This is a genomic window from Brevibacillus sp. GCM10020057, assembly GCF_042683565.1.
GTDB lineage: Bacteria > Bacillota > Bacilli > Brevibacillales > Brevibacillaceae > Brevibacillus.
In genome coordinates, this window is the sequence record NZ_JBHUJW010000020.1 from 40,691 (window position 1) to 63,939 (window position 23,249).

Sequence of the window (23,249 nt, forward strand, 5' to 3'; positions counted from 1 at the left end):
TCAAGCCGATCAGGCAATTACGCGCCTTGACCTTCTTTTTGCTCTGCCACTGCTTTGACTGCCAGTGCGATGTTGCGCATTGGAGCTTGCAGGACGGAGAGAAGCATGGAAAGGAGACCTTCGCGGGATGGCAATGCTGCCAGCGCTTTGATTTGTTCAGCACCAACAACTTTCCCTTCGATTACGCCGCCTTTGATTTCCAGCTTTTCGTTTTTCTTCGCGAATTCAGCAAGAATCTTCGCTGGAGCGATTACATCGTCTTTGGAGAACGCCAGAGCGTTCGGGCCAGTCAGATATTGATCCAGTTCAGTCAAGCTTTCTTTCGCCGTAGCCAGGCGAGTCAGGGAGTTTTTCAACACCTGGAACTCAACACCTGCTTCGCGCAATTGTTTGCGCAGCTCGGTAACTTGGGCTACAGTCAGACCGCGGTAGTCAGCCACCACTGTTGTTTGGCTTTCGCGCAGTTTGTCAGCGATTTCGTTGATCGCTTGTACTTTTTCTTCACGAATAACGGTTGGACGAATTTCTGCCATTGTTTACACCTCCCGTGCTCTATCTTAGAAAATGAAAAATGCCCTCGCAGACAGCTCGAGGGCATAATGCTCTATCGTCAAAGGAAAGCGTCGTTTCCTCTTTCGTACATTACACGCCTCGGAGGGATATTAAGCCTGACTCTATTGAGCCCTGCACCTTCTGTCTACGGCATATTCTTTTCATCAACAGGCACTATCGTATCAACTTCCCAACAGGAAGTCAAGCGTCATTATTTTACAGCAACGCGTACACCAGGTCCCATAGTGGAGCTCAGTGTTACATTTTTCATGTAAACGCCTTTTGCTGCAGCCGGTTTCGCACGGTTCAGTGCTTCGGTCAGCGCTGCCAGGTTTTCAGCCAGTTTCTCTGCATCGAAAGAAGCTTTTCCGATCGGAGCGTGGATGTTACCTGCTTTGTCAACGCGATACTCAATTTTACCAGCTTTGATTTCGTTAACCGCTTTGGTTACGTCGAACGTAACGGTACCGGTTTTCGGGTTTGGCATGAGGCCTTTTGGACCGAGTACACGACCCAGTTTACCTACTTCACCCATCATGTCAGGAGTAGCTACTACGACGTCAAAGTCGAACCAGCCGCCCTGGATTTTTGCGATCATGTCTGCATCGCCCACGAAGTCCGCGCCAGCTGCTTCTGCCTCTTTCGCTTTTTCGCCTTTTGCGAATACCAGAACACGTTGAACTTTACCAGTACCATGAGGCAGTACAACTGCGCCACGGATTTGTTGATCAGCACGCTTAGGGTCTACGCCCAGGCGGAAAGCTGCTTCAACAGTCTCATCGAATTTAGCAGTAGCTGTTTTTTTCACCAGCTCAATACCTTCTGCTACTTCGTAAACTTTGTTTTTATCAACGAGCTTTGCAGCCTCTTGATATTTCTTACCTTTTTTAGCCATTAGTTAAATCTCCCTTCAATGTGGTCGTAGCGGTTAATCCTCCCACAGACAAGGGGCACAAGGTCTGTGCCCCCTTTGCAACAAGACAATCAGTCTTCGATCACGATACCCATGGAACGAGCAGTACCTTCCACCATGCGCATAGCCGCTTCCACGGATGCTGCATTCAGGTCAGGACGCTTCAGTTCCGCGATTTCACGAACTTTGTCGCGTTTCAGCGTAGCAACCTTTGTTTTGTTTGGTACGCCAGAACCGGACTCGATACCAGCAGCTTTTTTCAGGAGAACAGCAGCTGGTGGAGTCTTCGTGATGAAAGTGAAAGAACGATCTTCAAATACGGTGATTTCCACCGGAATGATCATACCTGCTTCGCTTTCAGTGCGAGCGTTGAATTCTTTACAAAAGCCCATGATGTTTACACCAGCTTGACCGAGAGCCGGACCTACTGGAGGTGCAGGGTTTGCTTTACCTGCCGGGATTTGTAATTTGATTACGCGGATAACCTTCTTAGCCACGTAAGACACCTCCTTACTTCACATGTGGTTATTACGGGGGAATGCCCCCTCCCACTGTTTGGTGAAAGTCTCGCAAAAGACTTTCGATCTATAGTGAGAGTGCAAGAAACCCCAAATATTGTGGTGGGATTGTAAAAACAAAATGAAATGTACCACATCACGCGATACTTTTCAAGTTGAATCCTAATCCAATTTCTGAACTTGAGTAAAGTCTAGCTCTACCGGTGTTTCGCGACCGAAGATGTCCACCAAAACGCGGACCTTCTGTCTGTCCGGGTGAATCTCGATAATCTCCCCGGTACGATTGGAAAACGGACCATCTGTGACGCGCACCATATCGCGGAGAGCATAATCGACTCTGATCTTGGGAATTTCGATCCCCATTTGCCTAAGGATCGCATCGGCCTCTTCAGGACGCAGCGCTGTCGGCTTGGAACCGGCGCCCGTGGATCCGACAAAGCCGGTAACCCCAGGAGTGTTGCGCACGACATACCAAGAGTCGTCCGTCATCACCATTTCAACAAGGACGTATCCGGGAAACACTTTTTTCGTGACGGTGCGCTTTTTGCCATCCTTGGTCTCCACCTCTTCTTCAGTGGGGACAAGAACGCGAAAGATCTTGTCTTCCATGCCCATCGACTCGACGCGCTTCTCCAGATTGGTTTTAACCTTGTTTTCGTAACCTGAGTACGTATGAACGACATACCATGCTTTTTCCATATCCACCAGGACGATTACCGTCCGTCCCTCCTAAGACTAGCAAAATTACTTTCCTAGAATCAAATCGATCAAGCGCGAGATACCCAAATCGACGACGAAGAAGAATAGTGCCATGACCACAACCGTAACCATAACAACCAAAGTATAGGTCGTCAGCTCTTTCCGGTTAGGCCAACGTACTTTCTTCAGTTCGGACATTACGTCGCCAAAAAATCCACCGGTTCGGCGAAAACTGGCTCCGATTCGTGCTAAAAGACCCACTTTGCCACCCCCAGACTTCGTCGCGTCAGCCATTACTTCGTCTCGCGATGAAGGGTATGCTTCTTGTCGCGGGAGCAATACTTTTTCAGTTCAACACGTTCAGTAGTGGTGCGCTTGTTCTTGGTGGAGATATAGTTACGCTCGCCACACTCAGTGCACGCCAACGTGATGTTTACTCGCATTTATTGCCACCTCCATCTCATTTCAAACCTGCTATTCGTTGAAAGTAACCCGATGATCAATAGTACGGGAAAACCGCTACTTTTTCCTGACCATTTCACCTAAGCAACCATAGAACAAGAGAGATAAGAGTCTATGGCTACCTAAACAAATTTATCACACCCAAAAACTCATGTCAACAAAACAGCTTGACAACAGGAAAACATTTTGTTCCATCAACTGTCGGCATTTTCCCTTGACTGGGGCGCTATGTACGTTTCAATAGTTGGGGCGGCGAAATAAAAGAGAGATTCTCTGATTCTACAGATGAATCTCCCTGCCTTCCAAATATCGCTCCAGCTTGCGTTTGACGCGCTGCAGAGCGTTGTCGATCGATTTCACGTGCCGCTTCAGCTCGACTGCGATCTGCTGATACGATCTCCCGTCCAAATAGAGCATCAGGACTTGCCGTTCCAGATCGCTCAAGATTTCACTCATCTTGCCTTCGATATCATCGAACTCTTCGCGATTGATAAACAATTCCTCCGGGTCCGTAACCTTGGTGCCCGAGATGACATCGAGCAGAGTGCGGTCCGAATCCTCGTCATAAATAGGCTTGTCCAATGACACGTAGGAATTGAGCGGGATATGTTTTTGTCTCGTCGCCGTCTTGATCGCCGTAATGATCTGGCGAGTGATGCACAGTTCGGCAAACGCCTTGAAAGAAGTGAGCTTGTCCCCTCGGAAGTCGCGAATCGACTTGTACAGGCCGATCATGCCTTCTTGTACGATGTCTTCGCGGTCAGCCCCAATAAGAAAATAGGATCTCGCTTTGGCACGCACAAAGTTTTTGTACTTGTTGATCAGGTACTCCAGTGCTTCGGCGTGATTATCGCGAACCAGGTCGACTACTTCTTCGTCGGTCATCAGTTCATATTGGGCATGCATTAGCTCCTTGAGGTCAACACTCACAAATGATCCCTCCGCCAACCGGTTTCTCCATAGATAGCGTTATTATACATGTGCCGTAAAAAAGCGTCAACCGAATCCAAGTTATTCCCTTCTCCATTTTTCGAATATTTTCGCTATTTCCTCATTCAAGGCAATGCGTTTGGAGAAGCGTTCTTCCCTGGTTTTGTCCACTTCCTGCCTGATCTCCTTGCCCGCAATTTCCATGTCAAGCAACAACTCCCGCGCTGATTTTCGCAACGCTCCCTGGCCGAAAATGACGCGCTGGGAAGTATAGTCAGAAGTGGCGACGTAGATTTGTCGGTTTTTTTGTTGAAATTCGGAGACAAGCTGCTCGATTTTTTCGTCAGCCGTCTCCTTTTTCTTTGTAAAATAGATTTCCACCCGTGAATCCTCGATTTGACGCCCAGCTCCCGGCACGTTGTAGGCATCGAACACGATGATGACCTTCGTGCCGGTGAAGCTCTGGTATTCTGCCATTTTGGAAACCAGCAGATCGCGGGCCTCGTCCATTCGCTCCTGCTCCTTCAACAGGCGCAGGTCCGGCCAGGCACCGATGATATTGTAGCCATCTACGATCAACAGCTGCTTGGCTTTCTTTTTGGTCATGCTTATTTCACCGGAGTCGGCAGCGGACTCCTGCAGCGATATACTTCATACATCAAGAGCGCAGCGGCTACAGAGGCATTGAGCGAGGTGACATGGCCTGCCATCGGAAGGCTGTACAGAAAGTCGCAGTTCTCCCGGACCAGCCTGCTGATGCCTTTGCCCTCGCTGCCGATGACGATCGCGAGCGGCATCGTAAAATCGCCTTGGCGGAAGTCTTGCTTGGCGCTCGCGTCCGTACCTGCGATCCACACTCCGCGCTCTTTCAGCTCTTCCATCGTCCGCACGAGATTTGTGACCCGTGCGACAGGCACGTAGTTGATGGCACCTGCTGATGCTTTGGCAACCGTAGCGGTCAGACTCACGGAGCGCCGCTTCGGAATGATCACTCCGTGTGCGCCGACCGCATCTGCCGTCCGCAAAATGGAGCCGAGATTGTGCGGGTCCTCCAGCTCGTCCAGCAGCAAAATAAACGGCGGCTGGTTTTTCTCCTCGGCCCGCCGCAAAATGTCTTCCACTTCGGCGTAGTCGTACGCAGCGACGGAAGCCACTACCCCCTGATGATTATCGGTGGAAACGAGCTGATCCAGCTTTTTGCGATTGGCCGTTGTCACGATGACGCCCTGCTCCTTCGCCAGAGCAAATACCGGGGCCATCAAGTTTTTGTTCGTTCCCTCTGCAATCCAAATCTTGTTGATCGTGCGCCCGGAACGCAGCGCTTCGATCACCGGGTTTTTCCCGACAATCCACTCTTCACTCATCGTTTATTCTCCTTCCACAATCGCAAAAGCCTGCTGCATGATTTCAGCGATCCGCTCTTCTTTTCCGTTCAGATACAAATATCCGATGAGCGCTTCAAAAGCCGTTGCATGCCGATAGTCAATAATGTCCGCGTTTTTGGCGGTGGAGCCGGACTTGGCGTTCCTGCCCCGCTTCACCACGCTCACCTCATCCTCCGCGAGCGTGGGCAGAAGCGTCAGCAAAATATTGGCTTGCGCCTTGGCAGAAACGTAACGGTTGGCTTCCTTGTGGAGCTGGTTCGGTTTGACCAGCCCCTTGGCGATCAAATGATACCTTACACAGTGGGCATAGGTAGCATCCCCGAGAAACGCCAGGACCAGCGGATTCGTCTGGTTGGGGTCCCGGGTCAGTTCTTCTTTTTGCATTTCGTCTCTTCGGCCCCTTATTTTCGGCGCCAGCGAACACCCTGCGGAGTGTCTTCCAGCACGATTCCTTTTGCAGCAAGCAGGTCGCGGATTTCGTCGGAACGCGCAAAGTTGCGTGCTTTGCGGGCCTCTGTGCGCTCTGCGATCAGCGCATCGATCTCGTCGTCCAATAGCTCATCCTCTTGCTCGAGCAAAAGTCCGAGTACGCCAGTCAGCTCCACGAGCAGGTCCATGTACGCCTGGATCTCGTGCGTACCGACGTTCTCATGGTGCATGTACAGGTTTGCTTCTTTTACCACATCGAACAAGACGGTAATGGCATTGGCCGTATTCAGGTCATCGTCCATTTCCGCAATGAATTTCTCCCGCAGCTCGCCGATGATACGCGCCTGCTCTGCCGCCAGGCCGTTCGGCTCTTCTGCGCGAGACGTCGCCAGCCGGTATTTCAGATTGCTGTATGCCGTCTTGATCCGATCCAGACCGCCAGCCGCTTGCTCCAGCAGGTCGTCGCTGAAGTTGATCGGGTTGCGGTAGTGACCGAGCAGCATGAAAAAGCGAATCAGCTGACCGCCGAACTTCTGCACCAGGTCTCGCGCCAGCAGGAAGTTGCCCAGCGACTTGGACATTTTTTCGTTGTTGATGTTGAGCATTCCGTTATGCAGCCAGTAGCGGGCAAATACCTTGCCCGTAAAGCATTCAGACTGGGCGATTTCATTTTCGTGGTGAGGGAACACCAGGTCGGTTCCGCCGGCATGGATGTCGATTTCTTCCCCGAGGAATTTGAGCGCCATCGCCGAGCATTCAATATGCCAGCCGGGACGGCCTTCTCCCCACGGACTGCTCCAGGAGACTTCGCCCGGCTTGGCTGCTTTCCACAGGGCGAAGTCGAGCGGATGCTCCTTTTTCTCGTTGATTTCCACGCGCGCTCCCGCTTGCAAATCATCCAGCGGCTGGTGGGAGAGCTTTCCGTACTCGCTGAAACGCCCGGTGCGGAAGTAGACGTCTCCTTCGCTTTCATACGCGAACCCTTTTTCAATCAGACCGGATACGAACTCGATGATTTCCGGGATCGTCTGCATCACGCGCGGCTGGATGTCCGGAGGCAGCACATTCAAGGACCGCAAGTCTTCGTTAAAAGCAGCCGTGTAGCGGTCAGCGACTTCCTTGACAGTCGTCCCTTCCTCGTTCGCCACGCGAATCAGCTTGTCGTCCACATCCGTGATGTTTTGCACAAAAGTCACCTGGTACCCCCGGTATTTCAGGTAACGGCGCAATGTGTCGAATACGATGGCGGGGCGAGAGTTGCCAATGTGAATGTAGTTGTACACCGTAGGACCGCACACGTACATCTTCACCTTGCCCGGCTCCAACGGGATGAATGGTTCCTTTCGCCGCGTCAATGTATTAGTCAACTGAATGCTCATGCTTCTTTTTATCCTCCCTCAATTGCTCCAATTCCTTACGCAAGTGATCAATTTCCCGCTGCATTTGGCGGATGGTATCTGCTACAGGGTCCGGCAGATTGACATGATCCAGATCGTGCTTGACGCGCTTGCCGTCCTGAATGACGATGCGCGCCTTGATTCCGACCACTGTGGAGTTCGGCGGTACTTCCTGCAAGACGACCGCACCAGCGCCTATCTTTGAATTATCGCCAATCTTGAAGGAACCCAACACTTTCGCTCCCGTGGCAATAATGACATCATTGCCGATGGTGGGGTGACGCTTCCCTTTTTCCTTCCCTGTCCCGCCCAGGGTGACTCCCTGGTAGATGGTAACGTTGTCGCCGATCTCGCACGTCTCCCCAATGACGACGCCCATTCCGTGATCGATAAATAATCCTCTGCCGATTCGCGCGCCCGGATGAATCTCGATCCCCGTAAAAAAGCGGAACAGTTGGGAGACAGCGCGCGCCAATGTACACCAGTTCGCCTTCCACAGCTTGTGGGCAATCCGGTGCCCCCATATGGCATGCAAACCGGAATAGGTCAAAACAACCTCCAGAGTGCTTCGCGCAGCCGGGTCACGTTCAAATACAACCTGAATGTCATCTTTCAATTGTGCAAACACGGGTGGCACCTCCTGCCTGAATTTGTTCCGACCGAAAACTTGGCTGCCGGAAAGGAATGGATCTGTACTGTCTGTAAAATAAAAAACGCCTCTGCCCCTTCACAATGGAAGGGACAGAGACGGCGTTACCGTGGTTCCACTCTGCTTGCGATCGCACCGCCCGGCGATCTGCCGGCGCTGTGATCTTGCTCGTAAACCCGATAACGGCGGGCTGCCGACTCACCTACTGATGCGCTCTTTGAGCAGCACGTTCAGCTCATTGCTCACAGGTGCATTTCCGGACGGGACACAACGGGCGGCTCTCACCCCTCCACCCTCTCTGTCGATGTGTCTTGCGCCGTACTTCTCCCGATCTTCGCATATGTCTATTGTATTGACGGGCTTACTTCCCGTTTGCAATTACCTGTTTGGTGCGAGCCAGCACTTTTTCCCGGCCCAGCAAATACAGCGTTTCCGCGAGGTCGCGTCCATGAGCCTGTCCGGTGGCTGCCACGCGAATCGGCATGAACAGCGCCTTGCCTTTTTGTCCTGTTTCCTTTTGCACTTCTTTCAATGTGGCTTTGATCGTATCCACATTATATTCCTCTTGTGCGGAGATGTGTGTGACAAAAGATTCCAGTACCTGCGGCAATTGCGGTTCTTTCAAAACGAGTGTCGCCTCTTCATCGTACACTACTTCATCGAGGAAGAAAAGAGCCGCGAGCGGAACGATCTGCGCACAGTACGACATTTGCTCCTGATACAGTGCAACAATGCTGCGAACCCAATCCCGCTTGGCATCGGACAGGTTCTCTTCAATGAAGCCCGCCTTTTGCAGATGCGGCACACACATATCCGTAATCAGATCCAAAGGCTGGCGTTTCAGGTAGAAGTTGTTCATCCAGTTCATCTTGGCGGCGTCAAATACAGCCGGAGACTTGTTCACCCGGTCCAACGAGAACAGCTTGATGAGATCGTTCATGAGGAAAATCTCTTCTTCGCCGCCCGGAGACCAGCCCAGCAGGACGAGGAAGTTCACGATCGCTTCCGGCAAGAAACCGAGATCGCGATACTGCTCGACGAACTGCAGGATGCTCTCGTCGCGCTTCGACATTTTTTTGCCTTCCTGGTTCAAGATCAGAGCCAGGTGTGCAAATTGCGGAGGCTCCCAGCCGAACGCCTCGTAAATCATCAGCTGGCGCGGCGTGTTGGACAGATGTTCTTCGCCGCGGATGACGTGGCTGATTTTCATCAAATAGTCGTCGATCACGACGGCAAAGTTGTACGTGGGAATCCCGTCCGGACGGCAAATCACGAAATCGCCCATCTCGTTGGAATTGAAGGTCACACGTCCGCGGATCAAATCGTCCACCACGTACTCCCGATCGTCCTGCACCAGGAAGTGGATGGATGGCACGCGGCCTTCCGCTTCATATTGGGCACGCTGCTCTTCCGTCACATGACGATGCTTTTCCAGAATGCGCGGCGTCTCTCCGCGCGCGATCTGCTCCTCGCGCTCTGCATCCAGCTCTTCCTTGGTCGCGTAACAGTAGTACGCCTTGCCTTCCGCGAGCAGCTGGTCGATATATTTGCGGTAGATGTCCAGACGTTCCATTTGGCGATAAGGCCCATAAGGACCGCCAACGTCTGTACCCTCTTCCCAATTCACCCCGAGCCATTTCAGGTTTTTCATTTGCTCTTCGTCAGCATTTTCCTTGTTGCGGGTTTGGTCCGTATCTTCAATCCGAACGATGAAGGTACCGCCGTGATGTTTCGCAAACAAGTAGTTGAAAAGCGCTGTACGAGCACCGCCGATATGCAAATGCCCCGTAGGACTCGGAGCATATCGCGTGCGGATTTCTTTCGCCATGGGTAGCACCATCCTTATGAATATAAACGAAAAATGTTTCTTAATGCCTTATGTTACACCTTGCCCCTCTACTTGACAAGCAAGCATACAGCCTGAGCGGCGATTCCTTCTCCCCGTCCGGCAAAGCCCAGCTTTTCCGTCGTCGTCGCCTTCACGTTGACCTGCGAAAGCTCGTCCGCCTCCAGCACGCGCGCGATCACTTCACGCATTTGCGGAATGTACGGAGCCATTTTCGGCGCTTGGGCAATGATCGTCGCATCGACATTCCCCAGCCGGTATCCGCGCTCCCGCACCAGCCCCCATACATGCTGCAGCAGCTTTACGCTGTCTGCATCCTTGAACGCGGGGTCCGTGTCGGGAAAATGCCTTCCGATGTCCCCCTCGCCTATCGCCCCAAGGATCGCGTCGCTGATCGCATGCAGAAGCACATCGGCATCCGAATGCCCAAGCAATCCTTTCTCATAGGGGATGGTGACGCCGCCGATAATGCACGGCCGTCCCTCCACCAGCTGATGTACATCAAACCCTTGTCCAATCCGCATGAACTACTCTCCCCTTCGTTTCCGCAAGATCTCCTCGCCCAGCCACAAATCGTCCGGGGTCGTGATCTTTATATTCTCGTAGCTTCCTTGCATTACCGTCACCGGATGGCCCAGCCACTCCACCAGCATGGCATCATCCGTGCCCATTTTGCCCGCTTCCAATGCCGCCTGATGCGCCTCCCGCAGCAAAGACATACGAAAAGCTTGTGGGGTTTGCACGGCCCACAAGCTTTCACGCGCCGGGGTCGACTCGACAATCCCTGTCGTCCCCACCACTTTAATCGTATCCTTGACTGGCACAGCCATGATCGTCGCCTGATCCTCTTTTACCTTTTGGATCATGGCACTGATCTGCTCACGAGTAACAAAAGGACGGGCAGCATCGTGGACAAGCACATATGAACAGTCACGGGAGAGTGCGGACAATCCGTTTCTCACGCTGTCCTGCCGTTCGGCACCGCCCAAGGCAACCGTAACGCGGATGCGCTCCCGATCGAGCCATTTCAGTACACTATCATGATCCTGTGCACTGACAACCAGCGCGATCTCATCTATCTCCCTGTGTGTCGCAAACAGGCGTACCGTGTGAGCCAGTATCGGTTCACCGCCCAAAGGCAACCACAGCTTGTTTCGTTCGCCGCCCATCCGCTTTCCGGAACCGGCGGCAACGATCACGACTCCCGTACCCACGTATCTTTCTCTCCTGTCTCTTTACAATGCTTTTTCCAACAGCTTCGGCTTGGCGAAAATCATCCGGCCTGCCGAGGTTTGCAGCACGCTGGTGACGAGGACATCCACATCATTGCCGATGTACTCGCGTCCGCCCTCCACGACGATCATCGTGCCGTCGTCCAGATAAGCGACGCCTTGACCGTGCTCCTTGCCATCCTTGATTACTTGCACGTTCATTTCCTCGCCTGGCAGGACGACCGGCTTTACCGCGTTTGCCAAATCGTTGATGTTCAAGACAGAGACGCCTTGCAGCTCGCACACTTTGTTCAGGTTGAAGTCATTCGTCACGACCTTGCCGTTCATGACTTTGGCCAGCTTGATCAGCTTGCTGTCCACTTCCGAGACTTCCTCGAAATCGCCTTCCCAAATTTGCACTTTCACTTTCATTTCTTTTTGGATCTTGTTCAAAATATCCAGTCCCCGGCGTCCCCTGTTTCGCTTGAGCACATCGGAGGAATCCGCGATGTGCTGCAGCTCTTCCAGCACGAAACCCGGAATGACGAGCACGCCCTCCAAAAAACCGGTGCGGCAGATGTCCGCGATGCGTCCGTCGATGATGACGCTCGTGTCGAGAATTTTGTTCTCCACGTTAGTGGCTGTGGCGTTATTGTCTTTTTTCTTATCCTTCCGGCCGATAGAAAATACAGCCATAATTTCATCCCGTTTACGGAAACCTACCTGGAATCCCAAATAACCAAGCAAACCGGACACGACCAAGGGCAACAGATCTCCTATCACCGGGATCGGAATTTTGCTGATGGGCAGGAATAATAAAAAGGCAACAATAAGACCACTAATCAACCCCATCGCTCCGAACATGACATCGACAATCGGCATTTTGACGAGCGTCTCTTCTCCCCAGCGAATCACTCTCAAAATGTAATCCAGAAGCCAATTCGCCAAAAAGAAGAACAGAATGGCGCCGAGTACCGCACCAATGTACTGCGTCCCTGCTATTTCTCCAAAATTCAGCAGCTGGTTGAGCAACAAGAACAGGTCGGCACCGTACTGGTACCCCAAGCCTCCACCAATCAATACGAAAAAGATTTTTCCAATGCGGCGTACCATGCCTTCACCTCCTTATATTAATATAGACAGAAGCCTATAAGTAAAACCTTGATTCTTTCCAAATGGCAAAAACTTTTCATCACCACTTCCCCCCCACTATAGCAAAAGTTAAATTGCTATGTCAAATGGCCAAAAATTTTAACACAGTTTTCATTTTGTCGTCAACCTCGAACATCCGTTTCCTTCCGATATAATTTGACATCGGCCTGACTCCCTTCTTATAATGTCAGTAGCACAATGCGCGAAAATTTTGACGATAATTGCAGCCTAAAGCAGGGGTGAACCATATGGACAAAAGCAATGTAGACGACTTTCAAACGCAAGTATCGGAACTCTTGATCAGACATCGGAGCGTGCTGGACGTCATGTCCAAAGTTCAGGAAACTGCGTCCCGCATCAATCGGTCTCTGACCAAGGCGATCACGGAATGTGGCTGTGTCGAGGTAGTGGCGAAAAAGCAGACGTACGATCCAAACAAGAACCTGGAAGAAAACAAACTGCATCTGGACACTCATTTCAATGGCTCGTTATGCGAGCATTGCCGCGACGTATTTACGGCGGAACTCGGCAAAAACCTGTTTTACCTCACCGCTCTGTGCAATATTACGGACATCAGGCTGGAAGACGTGTTGCAAAAGGAATCGAACCGATTGAACACACTCGGAGTCTTCAACCTCTCGTAGACCTCTTTTCGTAATACGAGCGACCCCGCAGAAAAGTTGCATAAAAAAATGGAAAACCCGCTGGATAGAAGCGGGTTTTTTCTATGCTGACGCTTATTCAAAAGGGACAGATTCCTCTTCCTTGTTTTTTCCCTTCCGAAACTTTTTGACAAGAAAGTCAACGTTTTTTTTTATTCCGTACAAGGCGTAAAAGGCCAGCGGCAGGAACACGATTTTCGGAAACTGCTGCGGGTATTTGATTGCTACCACAACGACGATGGCGATAATGACCGGGGTAATCCAATACGCCGATTTCGGAATCCCCACCTTTTTGAAGTTGGGGTACTTGATCTTCGACACCATCAGAAACGCGAGCAGCAGCATGCTGATGGCGAGCAGGGCCGTGTTAAACACTTGATGGTACAAGGCCAGCGTCGCGAGAACACCGCCCGCAGCCGTGATCGGCAAACCGATGAAATAGCCGGGAACGCCAGCCTGTACGTTAAAGCGGGCCAGACGGAGCGCCCCGCAGATCGGAAAGATCGCGGTAATCAAGATCCCCAGCCAGTTAAAATCATTCAACACGACGACATACATGATAAAGGCAGGCGCTACACCAAACGTGATCACGTCCGAGAGGGAATCCAGTTCCTTCCCGAACTCGCTTTGCACGTTCAGCATCCGGGCCACGCGACCGTCCAGGCCGTCTGCCAGCATGCCGATAATTACCGTGATGGCCGCATAATCGACGAACTCATCGCCCCGAAACGCCAGAATGATTGCGAGAACACCCAGAAACAAGTTGCTTACGGTTAGTATGTTCGGTAACGATTTCACGAACATAGACTACCTCCTGATTTCTTTTGCGAAGGAGACGAGTATCCTGTTGACCCTATTTGCATTCGGGTCCCCTAGGCAAATGTTGAATACAAATAATGCCTCTATCCTATTCTACCTTAAATGTGCCTGTCAATGAACACTTGCTCCTGAATCCTTTTTAACCCGTCCTTGATGGCCCTTGCGCGGACCTCCCCGATGCCCTCCACTTCGTCCAATTCCTCGATGGTTGCCATCATGATGCGGGGCAGGTTGTGAAAGTGTTCGACAAGATTGGCGATAATCGACAGCGGAAGCCGCGGAATTTTGTATAAAATGCGGTACCCGCGGGGAGAGATGGATTCCTCCAGCATGTTGGCGTTCCCCGAGTACCCGAGAACACGCAAAAAGGAGGTCAACTCCAGCATTTCATCCGAACTCATTTTTTTCATGTCGCGCAATACTTGATCGGGAGAATGCGCCGGATCTCGACAGTAATCCCGGATGAGCATGCGGGCCTCATCCTCGATATTCGACACGAGCTCTTCCAGCTGCATGCTGACCAATCTGCCTTCGACCCCAAGCTCGAATATGTATTTGGTCACCTCCGATTTGATCCGCAGCACCATTTCTACCCGCTGCAGAACCGATGTCACCTCGTGGAGCGTGACCAGTTCCTCGAATTCCAATGCTCCCAGATTGGTCAGCGTCTGGTCCAGCACCGCCTTGTACTTTTCCAGCGTGGATACCGCCTGGTTGGCTTTGGCCAAAATGACGCTGATCTCGTTGAGCACATACCGGAAGTTTCCCTGGTACAGGGTGATGACGTTCCTCCGCTGGGAGATGGCGATCACCAGGGAATTGGTGTGAATGGCCGTTCGCTGGGCTGTCCGGTGACGCGTCCCTGTCTCGCTTGTGGCGATCGAAGCGGGAGGAAACAGCTGGGTATTGGCGTACAGGATGCGCTTGGCATCTTCACTTACTATGATCGCCCCATCCATCTTCGCTAATTCATACAAATGCGCAGGGGTGAAGTCGCAATTGATCGAAAAGCCTCCATCGACAATATGCTTCATCTCCGGTCCGTAGCCGACGACGATCAGGCCGCCCGTCTTTGCCCGGAGCACATTTTCCAACCCTTCCCGCAGCTGCGTACCAGGAGCGACCAGGCGAAGCACATCACTGAACAGCGGATTTTTCTTTTGGCTGTCTTGCATCCGCCCCTACCCCCTTATGACCTCGTTCAGAGCCTCTCCGATGTTCGATACGCCGATTACCTGAATATCGTCTGGAGCGTCCAACCCGCGGATGTTTTTCTCTGGAATAATGACTCGCTTGAAACCGAGCTTGTGGGCTTCCCGGACCCGCTGCTCAATGCGCGACACGCCCCGCACCTCGCCAGTGAGGCCGATCTCGCCGATCACGACATCGTGGGGATTGGTAGCGTGGTCGCGGAAGCTGCTCGCAATGCTGACGGCTATCGCCAGGTCTACGGCAGGCTCATCCAGCCGGACGCCGCCCGCCACGTTTACATAGGCATCCTGATTTTGCAGCATCATGCCCATGCGCTTCTCCAGGACGGCCATGATCATCGCCACGCGCTGGTGATCGACTCCTGTCGCCATCCTGCGCGGCGTCACGAAGCTGGTCGGAGCCACCAGTGCCTGCAGCTCGACCAAAACCGGGCGAGTGCCTTCCATACTGGCTACAACGGTAGAGCCGGCTACTCCGAAGGGACGCTCCGCCAAAAAGATTTCCGACGGATTCGCCACCTCTTTCAGCCCGCGATCCTTCATCTCAAATATCCCGATTTCGTTTGTCGAACCGAAGCGGTTTTTGACCGCCCGTAAAATACGGAATGTATTGTGACGCTCTCCCTCGAAGTACAGAACTGCATCCACCATGTGTTCGAGCATGCGCGGGCCAGCGATGGAGCCTTCCTTGGTGACGTGACCGACGATGAACGTCGCGATTCCCTTGCCTTTCGCAATCCGCATCAGCTGAGCGGTCGCCTCACGCACCTGGGCGACGCTGCCTGCGGCGGACTGAACCGCAGGGTGAAAAACCGTCTGGATCGAGTCGATGATCAGCACATGGGGGTCTACCTGATTAATATGCTGTTCGATCAAATCCAAATCATTTTCTGCCAAAACAAACAGAGGAGGAGTGTTGGTACCGAGCCGATCCGCACGCAGCTTGATCTGCTTGGCTGATTCCTCCCCGGAAACATACAAAACTTTCGCGCCTTGATGCGCCAGAGCAAACGAAGTCTGGAGCAGCAACGTCGATTTCCCGATACCCGGATCGCCGCCGACCAAAATGAGCGACCCCGGCACCAGTCCTCCGCCCAGCACCCGATTCAGCTCTCCGATCGTCGTGTCCATGCGCGGTTCTTCTTCACTGGCTACCTCTGTCAACGGCATCGCAGCCTGGCGCTGACCGCTCCCTTCGCGGCGATGCGCACTCTTTACCGTCATTTCCTCTACCATCGTGTTCCAGCTGCTGCAGCCTGGACATTTCCCCATCCATTTTGGCGATTCATAGCCACATTCTTGACACGCGTATTTCGTTTTATACTTTGACATGTTCGCACCCTCGTCTGGAATTTACCCTCTATTTTTATCATACATGGGGACACAAAAAAAGAATACCTCCTGTTTCGGGAGGTATTCTGGTGTCTGCTCGGGCAGGTTATCGCTTTGTTTTTTCCAAACGCTTGACGACCAATCGGCCTTCTTCGGCGTCGATATTGACCGTGTCGCCCTTGCTGATGTTGCCACTCAGCAGTTCCTCGGACAATTTGTCCTCGATATGGCGCTGGATGGCTCTGCGCAGCGGACGGGCGCCGTAGGCCGGATCGAAGCCTTCCTTGGCCAGGACCTTCTTGGCTTCGTCGGTCAATTGGAAATCAATGTTCTGTTCTTGCAGTCGTTTACGCAGCTCGTCGGTCATCAAGGAAACGATCTGTTCGATATGCTCCTGCTCCAGAGAGTGGAACACGATGACTTCGTCGATGCGGTTCAGGAATTCAGGACGGAAGCTCTTTTTCAGTTCATCCATCACTCTGTCCTTCATATCCTGGTATTTTCTTTCCGTATCGCCCGTGGTGAAGCCGAGTGTCATGTTTTTCTTGATCATGCTCGCCCCGACGTTGGAGGTCATAATCACGACGGTATTGCGGAAGTCGACGGTACGCCCTTTGGAATCGGTCAGGCGGCCGTCATCCAGCACTTGCAGCAGGATGTTGAAGACGTCCGGGTGCGCTTTTTCAATCTCATCCAGCAAAATGACGGAGTATGGCTTGCGGCGGACTTTTTCGGTCAGCTGGCCGCCTTCGTCGTAGCCGACGTATCCGGGAGGGGCACCAACCAGCCGCGCTGTCGAATGTTTTTCCATGTACTCGGACATATCGACGCGGATCATCGCGTCTTCATCGCCAAACAGCGTCTCTGCCACTGCACGCGCCAGTTCGGTTTTCCCGACACCGGTAGGGCCGAGGAAAATAAACGAGCCGACAGGGCGTTTCGGGTCCTTCAGACCGGCACGGGCACGGCGCACGGCGCGGGAGATCGATTTGACTGCTTCTTCCTGGCCGATCACGCGGCTATGGAGAATGTCCTCCATTTTCAGCAGGCGCTCGGCTTCTTCCTCTTTCAGCTTCAGCACAGGGATTCCTGTCCAGCTCGCCACGACCTGGGCGATGTCCTCCGGCGTTACTTCCATATTCAGCTTGCCTTGGCGCTCTTTCCAATCCTTCTTGGTCTTATCCAGCTCTTCACGCAGCTTCTGCTCCTGATCGCGCAGGGCAGCCGCTTCTTCAAATTCCTGGGACTGCACAGCCGCATCCTTTTCCTTGCGCACTTCTTCGAGACGGCCTTCCAGTTCCTTGAGATTCGGCGGAACGGTAAAGGACTGCAGGCGCACCTTGGAGGCTGCCTCGTCGATGAGGTCGATCGCTTTGTCCGGCAGGAAGCGATCCGTGATGTAACGGTCAGACAGCTTGACGGCCTGCTCGATCGCTTCATCGGTAATTTTCACGCGGTGATGCGCTTCGTAACGATCGCGCAGTCCATGCAAAATTTTTACGGCGTCTTCCGCTGTCGGTTCGTCTACCTGAATCGGCTGGAAACGGCGCTCCAGCGCAGCGTCTTTTTCAATGTATTTGCGGTATTCGTCAAGTGTAGTCGCACCGACGCACTGCAATTCTCCGCGAGCCAAAGCGGGCTTGAGAATGTTGGAAGCGTCGATCGCACCCTCTGCGCCACCTGCACCGATCAACGTGTGCAGCTCGTCGATGAACAGGATGATGTTTCCTGCCTGGCGAATTTCGTCCATGATTTTTTTCAGGCGGTCTTCAAATTCGCCGCGGTATTTGGTGCCTGCCACGACCGTCCCCATATCCAGCGTCATGACGCGCTTGTCGCGCAGCGTCTCGGGAATTTCGTTGTTTACGATCTTTTGTGCCAGTCCTTCGGCGATCGCCGTCTTCCCGACCCCCGGCTCCCCGATGAGCACCGGATTGTTTTTGGTGCGTCTGCTCAGTACCTGAATGACGCGCTCGATTTCTTTTTGCCGACCGATGACCGGATCAAGGCCGCCGTCGCGGGCAATGGCTGTCAGGTCGCGAGCCAGGCCGTCCAGCGTAGGCGTGCTGGCTGCCGGATTGCCGCCGGATGGCTGATGGGAAGCCATCATCTCGGAGCTGCCCAACAGTTGCAGCACTTGCTGGCGCGCCTTGTTCAGGCTGACGCCCAGATTGTTCATGATTCTCGCCGCAATGCCTTCTCCTTCACGGATCAAGCCCAACAGGATGTGCTCGGTGCCTACGTACGTATGGCCCAGCTTGCGCGCTTCGTCCATGGACAGCTCAATGACCTTTTTGGCGCGCGGTGTATAGTTTGGAGTGTAATTGCTGCCGGACTGCTCAGTTCCGCGTCCGATCAACGATTCCACTTCACTTTGGATCTTGTCGAGACCCAGCCCAAGCGACTGCAGCGCTTTTGCGGCAATCCCTTCGCCCTCCCGAATCAATCCCAGCAACACGTGCTCTGTCCCGATGTCTTTGTGACCGAGACGCACTGCTTCTTCCAGGGCAAGAGCCAATACTTTTTGTGCTCGTTCCGTAAAACGTCCAAACATCATATCGTACACCTCCAAGGTAGCCGTGCTTTATTCTCTATAAGATTAACTGTTGCGTGTTGCCTGTGTTTACTTGCCGCTGCGCATCTCGGAAATGCGCTCCCGAATCAGTCTCGCCCTGCGTTCGTCCCGTTGATCGGGAGTCAGCTTCTGGCCTGCATGATGCTGCAGAAAGCCCGGCTGCGTCGTGACGAGCAGCTCGTTGAGCACCAGCGGCGAAACGTCCTGAATCACCCCAAGATCAATCCCCAAACGAACATCAGACAGGCGTTGTGCCGCCTCCTTGGATTCGACCGTCCGCGCGTACATAAGCGTGCCGTACGAGCGAAAAATGCGGTCTTCCAGCGATACGCGGGTATGTTCGAGCAAGTATTTACGGGCGACGCGCTCCTGTTCGATAATCTGTCTCGCCACCCCGTACAGGTTGGAGAGGATGTCTGCTTCCGACATGCCCAGCGTCACCTGGTTGGAGAGTTGAAACAGATTCCCTAATGCTTCGCTGCCTTCCCCGTAAATTCCTCGTACGACCAGCCCAACTTGATTAATTGCCTGCAAAATGCGGCTGATTTGCTGGGTCATGACCAGCGCGGGGAGATGCAGCATGACCGAGGCGCGGATTCCCGTGCCCACATTGGTCGGGCAGCTTGTGAGGTATCCCCTCGTCTCGTCAAAAGCGTAGTTGAGGCTCTTCTCAAATACGTCATCTATTTTGGTGCCGATTTCCCAAGCCTCATTCAGGCGAAACCCGGGGAGCAGCACTTGAATCCGAATGTGATCTTCTTCGTTCACCATGATGCTGACAGATTCATCCTCGCTCAGCAAAACCGCGCCCTTGCGAGACTCTTCAGCAAGATGAGGGCTGATCAGATGTTTTTCCACCAGCACACGCTTTTCCAGCGGGTTCACCTGGTCCATGTGAATCACCTGCAGCGGGTGCCGTTTGCGCATGGCATCCGACTTGGCTACTTCCGCTACTTTCCTGACCACTTCCTCGGCCTGGGAATCAGTCGCAAGCAACGGAAAAGGGTGCTGGCGCAGGTTACGGGCGATGCGTAACCGTGTGCTGATGACGATGTCGGAATCAGGTCCATCCCCTTTCATCCAGTTGCTCCACGGGTTCTGCATAAACTGCTGTTGCGTCATTCAGCTAACCTCCCCATGTTCCTTACGATTGAGCCATCTTTTGCTCCAGCGCTCGAATGCGGTCCCGCATCTCGGCAGCCTTTTCAAATTCTTCGCTGGCTACATGCGTTTGCAGGGCGCGCTTCAATTGCTCCAGCTCTTTTCGTATCTTCAGTTGCCCGCCAGTACGCTCAGGCACTTTGCCGATGTGCTGCGTATTGCCGTGAATGCGGCGGAACAACGGGTCCAGCCGATCCCCCAAAAACGTATAGCAATCGCTGCAGCCGAACCGTCCGCTTTTACTGAACTGGGCGTAGGTAAGACCACATGTTTCGCAGCGAAGCGGCTTGTTGGAAGGAGACTCTTTCATGCTTTTTTGCATCGGGTCGAATTTCAATAATCCGGAAAGGAGATTGTTGATGCTGAAATTGTGAAAGCCGGTAAAGACGTCCCCTCTTTCCTGAGCGCAATGCTCACAAATATGGTATTCGGTTTTGTCGCCATTGACGATTTTCGTCAAATGAAGTGTCGCCGGTCGTTTTCCGCATTCCTCACAGTTCATCACATCATCCCTCCTGACAATTGCTTGTTACTTCAACAAAATAGCCGCGATCATCTGCTTTAGAATGTTCGCCCGCAAACGATCCCGCAATTCCGTATCCACGGTTAGCACCGAACGAGAGGTGGCAATTTTCATCAGGGTCGCTTCCCGATGATTCACAAGGCCTTCCTCCAAAAGTCGATCTACGATAGCATTGCCCACACTTTGTGTGATAGTCTCGCCGATCAGTTCTTCGGTCAAAAGTTCCTGCAGGCGGGCCTTGCTGACGATCTGTACCTTGCGGATGCGAATGTACCCGCCGCCGCCGCGCTTGCTTTCCACGATATACCCTTTTTGTACGGTAAACCGGGTGTTGATGACGTAGTTGATCTGAGACGGCACACATTGAAAAAGGTCGGCTAGCTCACTACGCTGAATCTCGATGGAGCCATTGGGACTCTTGGTTAAGATGCTTTTCAAGTGTTGTTCAATGATGTCCGAGATATTACGCAAGTCATCGCCTCCTGTTCTCGCTGTGTTTGACTATTGACTTTGACTATCTTTGACTTTAATTATAATGACTTTACTCCGTCCATGCAAGTGGTGAATACACTTTCTATTGTGGGCAAAACGGCTGCGCTTGAAACCATACAAAAAAACCACTCCCTGACGGAAATGGTTTATGTTTGACGTTGCCAGGTGGTGTCGATCTGTGGCAAATGATTGAGCAATTGAGGGAATTTTGTAATGACCACATCCGCTTCGTCCAGCTCTCCGGGGTTGGCAAAGCCGAAGTCGCAGCCAATGGTAAACAGGCCGTTCGTCTTGCCTGCCTCGATGTCCGAACGGCGGTCGCCGACCATGACGCCTTTCTGCACCTGATAGTCTGCCAGCAGCTTTGCCACCAGATCGTTTTTCGTGTGTGTCCGGAACCGCCCGGCCGAGTACAGATCGGTCAATAGCGGCTTCAAGCCGTATTCTTCGCACAGCGCGTCAATATACGCCTCCTGGCCGTTGCTGGCGATGAACATCGCCACTCCCCTCTGGTACAAGTCGCGCATCGTTTCCACGACGCCCGGATACAGATCGGTGACTCTCTCGCGGATGAGCCGGATTTCGTTTTCCAGCAAAAAGCGGTCTGCCGCTGCAATAGTCTCCTCGCTGGCTCCCGGCAGCAGTTTGTTCCACACCTGTTCGATGGTCATGCCTAATATATTGACCAGTTCATTTTCGTCCGGAGTCCGCCCCTCCCACAGACCGGCCTCGCGGAGCTGGTCGAATGTCCGTTGAAACGCTGGCGTCGACAGCCTTTCCGTCTGCAGCAGGGTACCGTCCATGTCAAACAGGATTGCATACGGTATGCTCATGGTTGCTCCTCTTCCTCCCGATTCTTTTGGCGTCATTTCACAGCGACAGCTTTTCCTGCTCGAACATCATCGCCATGTCGTCCCGAATAAATTCCGCAATGCGCTGTGCGGCGTCGGGCTTCGATATTTTGTGCGCCATTCGCCGCATGTAGTCGACTTTTGAAGGACTGTGCAGCAATTCTTCTATAAAATAGATCAGCTGCTCGGACAAGTTGGCGTGCACCGCGCAGCCGTTGTTGAGCAAAAAGTGGCTGTTGCGCTCTTCCTGTCCGGGCAATGGGTTGTAAATAATCATGGGTACGCCCTTGCTCATCACTTCCGCCGATGTCAGTCCGCCCGATTTGGTGACAATCAGGTCAGCGGTCTCCAAATACTCGTGAAAATTGTTGATGAATCTGAGCGGAACCACCTCGTGACGGTACGTGTGACTGCTCACTTTTCGATACAGCTTTTCATTTGTCCCGGTCAAGATAAAGACTTTCATCGGGATGTGATCGATCGCCTCGAGACCGTCCAACACTTTGTCCATCGAGCCAAGGCCCAGCCCCCCGCCGGAGAGAATGATGCTCTTTTGTTCGGGTCGCAGCTTCAGTTTCTCCCGGATTTGCTCCCGGTCCAGCGGCAATCTGAATTTGCGCATGATCGGGATGCCCATGGGAATGAATTTTTGATGATCCTGCCGATAAAGATCCACGAGGTAGTACAGCTGCTCGTGGCCGATGAAATAGTAGTTGATATGGTGGTTGATCCACGATGGATGAATGGTGTAATCCGTAATGATCGTGTAGATCGGTTCCTTCCAGTCGTTTCTTCCTTTCAGCACGGAAAGCATGCAACTGGCAAAGGGATGCGTCGCAATAAACGCATCCGGCTGGACACTGTTGATCAGTTTTTTCAGTTTGTTTGCCAGCAATTTATTCATAAGCACATTCATGTCAAAAAATCTGCTTTTTTCGGTATTGTGATAGATCTTTCCCCACATTTTCGGGGACAAGCGCAACAAGTTCATGTAGCTTTCCAGCAAAATCTTGTGAAACGTGGGGCTGATGTATTCCAGCGTATCAATGATCATCGATGTGTATCCATTTTCAGCCAGACTCTCCTGCATAGCTCTGGCCGCTTGATTGTGACCGTTACCGATGGAAGCTGAAAAGATCAGGATTTTCTTCATTGATTATTCTCCTTCATAAACCATGCCTTGCCAAACGTACCCTCTGATTCAGGTACCTTCTCATGTTAGTCTACCCTCTCTCTGCTCTGCAAGGGGGAACTTGTCGGTCAATCAGCCCAACTTGTCGACATCATTAGTGCAAATGAGCCCTTCTTTTTCATACAAAAACAAAAAACCTCTCTACCCATTTTGGAGTAAAGAGGTTCGTTTCATTCCTTGAAAACTGGATCTGCATGCTTGCCAAGGGTGTGTGGATAAGTCCTCGACCGATTAGTATTCGTCAGCTCCACGCGTTGCCGCGCTTCCACACCGAACCTATCAACCTCA

26 protein-coding genes and 1 other annotated feature are annotated in these 23,249 nt (G+C 52.6%); of the genes, 1 reads left to right on the top strand and 25 read right to left on the bottom strand.

Going from position 1 to position 23,249, the window contains the following annotated elements; genetic code table 11:
* Positions 1–17 precede the first annotated feature (17 nt).
* The 16 genes from rplJ to ACFSO0_RS05855 all read right to left on the bottom strand — a co-directional run bounded on the left by rplJ (position 18) and on the right by ACFSO0_RS05855 (position 12,104).
* Positions 18–533, bottom strand: coding sequence for a 50S ribosomal protein L10 (rplJ, locus tag ACFSO0_RS05780; protein ID WP_376877611.1), 516 nt, complete (start codon positions 531–533; stop codon positions 18–20).
* 24 nt (positions 534–557) lie between these two features.
* Positions 558–721 (bottom strand) — a sequence feature (ribosomal protein L10 leader region).
* A gap of 42 nt (positions 722–763) precedes the next feature.
* A complete protein-coding gene (gene rplA, locus ACFSO0_RS05785) occupies positions 764–1,447 on the bottom strand; it encodes a 50S ribosomal protein L1 (RefSeq protein ID WP_376877614.1) in 684 nt (227 codons plus the stop codon).
* An 89-nt stretch (positions 1,448–1,536) separates the two neighbouring features.
* Positions 1,537–1,962: a 50S ribosomal protein L11 gene (gene rplK, locus ACFSO0_RS05790; RefSeq protein ID WP_023558754.1), complete on the bottom strand. Its 426-nt coding sequence runs from the start codon at positions 1,960–1,962 to the stop codon at positions 1,537–1,539.
* Between the two features lie 183 nt (positions 1,963–2,145).
* Positions 2,146–2,682 (bottom strand): transcription termination/antitermination protein NusG, encoded by a 537-nt coding sequence (gene nusG, locus ACFSO0_RS05795; protein ID WP_376877617.1) that lies wholly within the window; start codon positions 2,680–2,682, stop codon positions 2,146–2,148.
* Between the two features lie 45 nt (positions 2,683–2,727).
* The gene (secE, locus tag ACFSO0_RS05800; protein WP_376877620.1) at positions 2,728–2,976 is read right to left on the bottom strand and encodes a preprotein translocase subunit SecE; all 249 of its coding nucleotides are present in this window, start codon (positions 2,974–2,976) and stop codon (positions 2,728–2,730) included.
* A complete protein-coding gene (gene rpmG / locus ACFSO0_RS05805) occupies positions 2,976–3,125 on the bottom strand; it encodes a 50S ribosomal protein L33 (protein ID WP_029101087.1) in 150 nt (49 codons plus the stop codon). The genes secE and rpmG overlap by 1 nt, the downstream gene beginning before the upstream one ends.
* A 298-nt stretch (positions 3,126–3,423) precedes the next feature.
* A complete protein-coding gene (gene sigH, locus ACFSO0_RS05810; protein WP_092276940.1) occupies positions 3,424–4,074 on the bottom strand; it encodes an RNA polymerase sporulation sigma factor SigH in 651 nt (216 codons plus the stop codon).
* 81 nt (positions 4,075–4,155) lie between these two features.
* The gene (locus ACFSO0_RS05815; protein WP_376877625.1) at positions 4,156–4,680 is read right to left on the bottom strand and encodes an NYN domain-containing protein; all 525 of its coding nucleotides are present in this window, start codon (positions 4,678–4,680) and stop codon (positions 4,156–4,158) included.
* Between the two features lie 2 nt (positions 4,681–4,682).
* Entirely contained in the window at positions 4,683–5,438 is a 756-nt protein-coding gene (rlmB, locus tag ACFSO0_RS05820) for a 23S rRNA (guanosine(2251)-2'-O)-methyltransferase RlmB (protein ID WP_376877628.1), read from the bottom strand.
* 3 nt (positions 5,439–5,441) lie between these two features.
* Positions 5,442–5,843 (bottom strand): Mini-ribonuclease 3, encoded by a 402-nt coding sequence (locus ACFSO0_RS05825; RefSeq protein WP_376877631.1) that lies wholly within the window; start codon positions 5,841–5,843, stop codon positions 5,442–5,444.
* A gap of 17 nt (positions 5,844–5,860) precedes the next feature.
* The gene (gene cysS / locus ACFSO0_RS05830; protein ID WP_376877634.1) at positions 5,861–7,267 is read right to left on the bottom strand and encodes a cysteine--tRNA ligase; all 1,407 of its coding nucleotides are present in this window, start codon (positions 7,265–7,267) and stop codon (positions 5,861–5,863) included.
* Complete coding sequence (gene cysE, locus ACFSO0_RS05835) at positions 7,248–7,913, bottom strand: serine O-acetyltransferase (protein WP_376877637.1); 666 nt, start codon at positions 7,911–7,913, stop codon at positions 7,248–7,250. Before cysE ends, cysS begins: the two co-directional genes overlap by 20 nt.
* A gap of 382 nt (positions 7,914–8,295) precedes the next feature.
* Positions 8,296–9,762 carry a glutamate--tRNA ligase gene (gene gltX / locus ACFSO0_RS05840; RefSeq protein ID WP_376877640.1) on the bottom strand — a complete coding sequence of 489 codons (1,467 nt, stop codon included), beginning with the start codon at positions 9,760–9,762 and terminating at the stop codon, positions 8,296–8,298.
* Between the two features lie 68 nt (positions 9,763–9,830).
* Positions 9,831–10,304, bottom strand: a complete 474-nt coding sequence (ispF, locus tag ACFSO0_RS05845; protein WP_376877643.1) for a 2-C-methyl-D-erythritol 2,4-cyclodiphosphate synthase — start codon at positions 10,302–10,304, stop codon at positions 9,831–9,833.
* A gap of 3 nt (positions 10,305–10,307) precedes the next feature.
* On the bottom strand, positions 10,308–10,994 hold the full coding sequence (gene ispD / locus ACFSO0_RS05850) for a 2-C-methyl-D-erythritol 4-phosphate cytidylyltransferase (protein WP_376877646.1): 687 nt from the start codon (positions 10,992–10,994) through the stop codon (positions 10,308–10,310).
* A 21-nt stretch (positions 10,995–11,015) separates the two neighbouring features.
* Positions 11,016–12,104, bottom strand: coding sequence for a PIN/TRAM domain-containing protein (locus ACFSO0_RS05855; protein WP_376877649.1), 1,089 nt, complete (start codon positions 12,102–12,104; stop codon positions 11,016–11,018).
* Between the two features lie 287 nt (positions 12,105–12,391).
* On the opposite strand from ACFSO0_RS05855, the gene ACFSO0_RS05860 reads away from it, so the two are divergent.
* The gene (locus ACFSO0_RS05860; protein WP_376877652.1) at positions 12,392–12,787 is read left to right on the top strand and encodes a DUF1573 domain-containing protein; all 396 of its coding nucleotides are present in this window, start codon (positions 12,392–12,394) and stop codon (positions 12,785–12,787) included.
* 93 nt (positions 12,788–12,880) lie between these two features.
* Here the strand turns inward: ACFSO0_RS05860 and pssA are convergent, their stop codons facing one another.
* The 9 genes from pssA to ACFSO0_RS05905 all read right to left on the bottom strand — a co-directional run bounded on the left by pssA (position 12,881) and on the right by ACFSO0_RS05905 (position 22,922).
* Positions 12,881–13,609, bottom strand: a complete 729-nt coding sequence (gene pssA, locus ACFSO0_RS05865; RefSeq protein ID WP_376877655.1) for a CDP-diacylglycerol--serine O-phosphatidyltransferase — start codon at positions 13,607–13,609, stop codon at positions 12,881–12,883.
* Between the two features lie 113 nt (positions 13,610–13,722).
* Positions 13,723–14,799, bottom strand: a complete 1,077-nt coding sequence (gene disA, locus ACFSO0_RS05870; RefSeq protein WP_376877658.1) for a DNA integrity scanning diadenylate cyclase DisA — start codon at positions 14,797–14,799, stop codon at positions 13,723–13,725.
* Between the two features lie 6 nt (positions 14,800–14,805).
* Positions 14,806–16,167: a DNA repair protein RadA gene (gene radA, locus ACFSO0_RS05875; protein ID WP_376877661.1), complete on the bottom strand. Its 1,362-nt coding sequence runs from the start codon at positions 16,165–16,167 to the stop codon at positions 14,806–14,808.
* 106 nt (positions 16,168–16,273) lie between these two features.
* Positions 16,274–18,724, bottom strand: a complete 2,451-nt coding sequence (locus ACFSO0_RS05880) for an ATP-dependent Clp protease ATP-binding subunit (protein WP_376877664.1) — start codon at positions 18,722–18,724, stop codon at positions 16,274–16,276.
* A 66-nt stretch (positions 18,725–18,790) separates the two neighbouring features.
* Complete coding sequence (gene mcsB, locus ACFSO0_RS05885) at positions 18,791–19,864, bottom strand: protein-arginine kinase McsB (RefSeq protein WP_376877667.1); 1,074 nt, start codon at positions 19,862–19,864, stop codon at positions 18,791–18,793.
* A gap of 22 nt (positions 19,865–19,886) precedes the next feature.
* Positions 19,887–20,405 (bottom strand): protein-arginine kinase activator protein McsA, encoded by a 519-nt coding sequence (gene mcsA, locus ACFSO0_RS05890; protein ID WP_376877670.1) that lies wholly within the window; start codon positions 20,403–20,405, stop codon positions 19,887–19,889.
* Positions 20,406–20,432: 27 nt separating this feature from the next.
* Entirely contained in the window at positions 20,433–20,897 is a 465-nt protein-coding gene (locus tag ACFSO0_RS05895) for a CtsR family transcriptional regulator (protein ID WP_376877673.1), read from the bottom strand.
* Between the two features lie 167 nt (positions 20,898–21,064).
* Positions 21,065–21,751 (bottom strand): HAD hydrolase-like protein, encoded by a 687-nt coding sequence (locus ACFSO0_RS05900; protein WP_376877676.1) that lies wholly within the window; start codon positions 21,749–21,751, stop codon positions 21,065–21,067.
* Between the two features lie 37 nt (positions 21,752–21,788).
* A complete protein-coding gene (locus tag ACFSO0_RS05905; RefSeq protein ID WP_376877679.1) occupies positions 21,789–22,922 on the bottom strand; it encodes an MGDG synthase family glycosyltransferase in 1,134 nt (377 codons plus the stop codon).
* Positions 22,923–23,249: the final 327 nt, after the last annotated feature.

Excerpts from the sequence above, each read along its gene's own strand:
- ACFSO0_RS05900 (WP_376877676.1), bottom strand. The coding sequence starts at position 21,751 with ATGAGCATACCGTATGCAATCCTGTTTGACATGGACGGTACCCTGCTG.
- ispF (WP_376877643.1), bottom strand. The coding sequence starts at position 10,304 with ATGCGGATTGGACAAGGGTTTGATGTACATCAGCTGGTGGAGGGACGG.
- rplA (WP_376877614.1), bottom strand. The coding sequence starts at position 1,447 with ATGGCTAAAAAAGGTAAGAAATATCAAGAGGCTGCAAAGCTCGTTGAT.
- mcsB (WP_376877667.1), bottom strand. The coding sequence starts at position 19,864 with ATGACGCAACAGCAGTTTATGCAGAACCCGTGGAGCAACTGGATGAAA.
- cysS (WP_376877634.1), bottom strand. The coding sequence starts at position 7,267 with ATGAGCATTCAGTTGACTAATACATTGACGCGGCGAAAGGAACCATTC.
- disA (WP_376877658.1), bottom strand. The coding sequence starts at position 14,799 with ATGCAAGACAGCCAAAAGAAAAATCCGCTGTTCAGTGATGTGCTTCGC.
- rplJ (WP_376877611.1), bottom strand. The coding sequence starts at position 533 with ATGGCAGAAATTCGTCCAACCGTTATTCGTGAAGAAAAAGTACAAGCG.
- ACFSO0_RS05825 (WP_376877631.1), bottom strand. The coding sequence starts at position 5,843 with ATGCAAAAAGAAGAACTGACCCGGGACCCCAACCAGACGAATCCGCTG.
- secE (WP_376877620.1), bottom strand. The coding sequence starts at position 2,976 with ATGGCTGACGCGACGAAGTCTGGGGGTGGCAAAGTGGGTCTTTTAGCA.
- ACFSO0_RS05815 (WP_376877625.1), bottom strand. The coding sequence starts at position 4,680 with ATGACCAAAAAGAAAGCCAAGCAGCTGTTGATCGTAGATGGCTACAAT.
- rpmG (WP_029101087.1), bottom strand. The coding sequence starts at position 3,125 with ATGCGAGTAAACATCACGTTGGCGTGCACTGAGTGTGGCGAGCGTAAC.
- ACFSO0_RS05880 (WP_376877664.1), bottom strand. The coding sequence starts at position 18,724 with ATGATGTTTGGACGTTTTACGGAACGAGCACAAAAAGTATTGGCTCTT.
- gltX (WP_376877640.1), bottom strand. The coding sequence starts at position 9,762 with ATGGCGAAAGAAATCCGCACGCGATATGCTCCGAGTCCTACGGGGCAT.
- ACFSO0_RS05855 (WP_376877649.1), bottom strand. The coding sequence starts at position 12,104 with ATGGTACGCCGCATTGGAAAAATCTTTTTCGTATTGATTGGTGGAGGC.
- ACFSO0_RS05860 (WP_376877652.1), top strand. The coding sequence starts at position 12,392 with ATGGACAAAAGCAATGTAGACGACTTTCAAACGCAAGTATCGGAACTC.
- nusG (WP_376877617.1), bottom strand. The coding sequence starts at position 2,682 with ATGGAAAAAGCATGGTATGTCGTTCATACGTACTCAGGTTACGAAAAC.
- ACFSO0_RS05905 (WP_376877679.1), bottom strand. The coding sequence starts at position 22,922 with ATGAAGAAAATCCTGATCTTTTCAGCTTCCATCGGTAACGGTCACAAT.
- mcsA (WP_376877670.1), bottom strand. The coding sequence starts at position 20,405 with ATGAACTGTGAGGAATGCGGAAAACGACCGGCGACACTTCATTTGACG.
- radA (WP_376877661.1), bottom strand. The coding sequence starts at position 16,167 with ATGTCAAAGTATAAAACGAAATACGCGTGTCAAGAATGTGGCTATGAA.
- pssA (WP_376877655.1), bottom strand. The coding sequence starts at position 13,609 with ATGTTCGTGAAATCGTTACCGAACATACTAACCGTAAGCAACTTGTTT.
- rlmB (WP_376877628.1), bottom strand. The coding sequence starts at position 5,438 with ATGAGTGAAGAGTGGATTGTCGGGAAAAACCCGGTGATCGAAGCGCTG.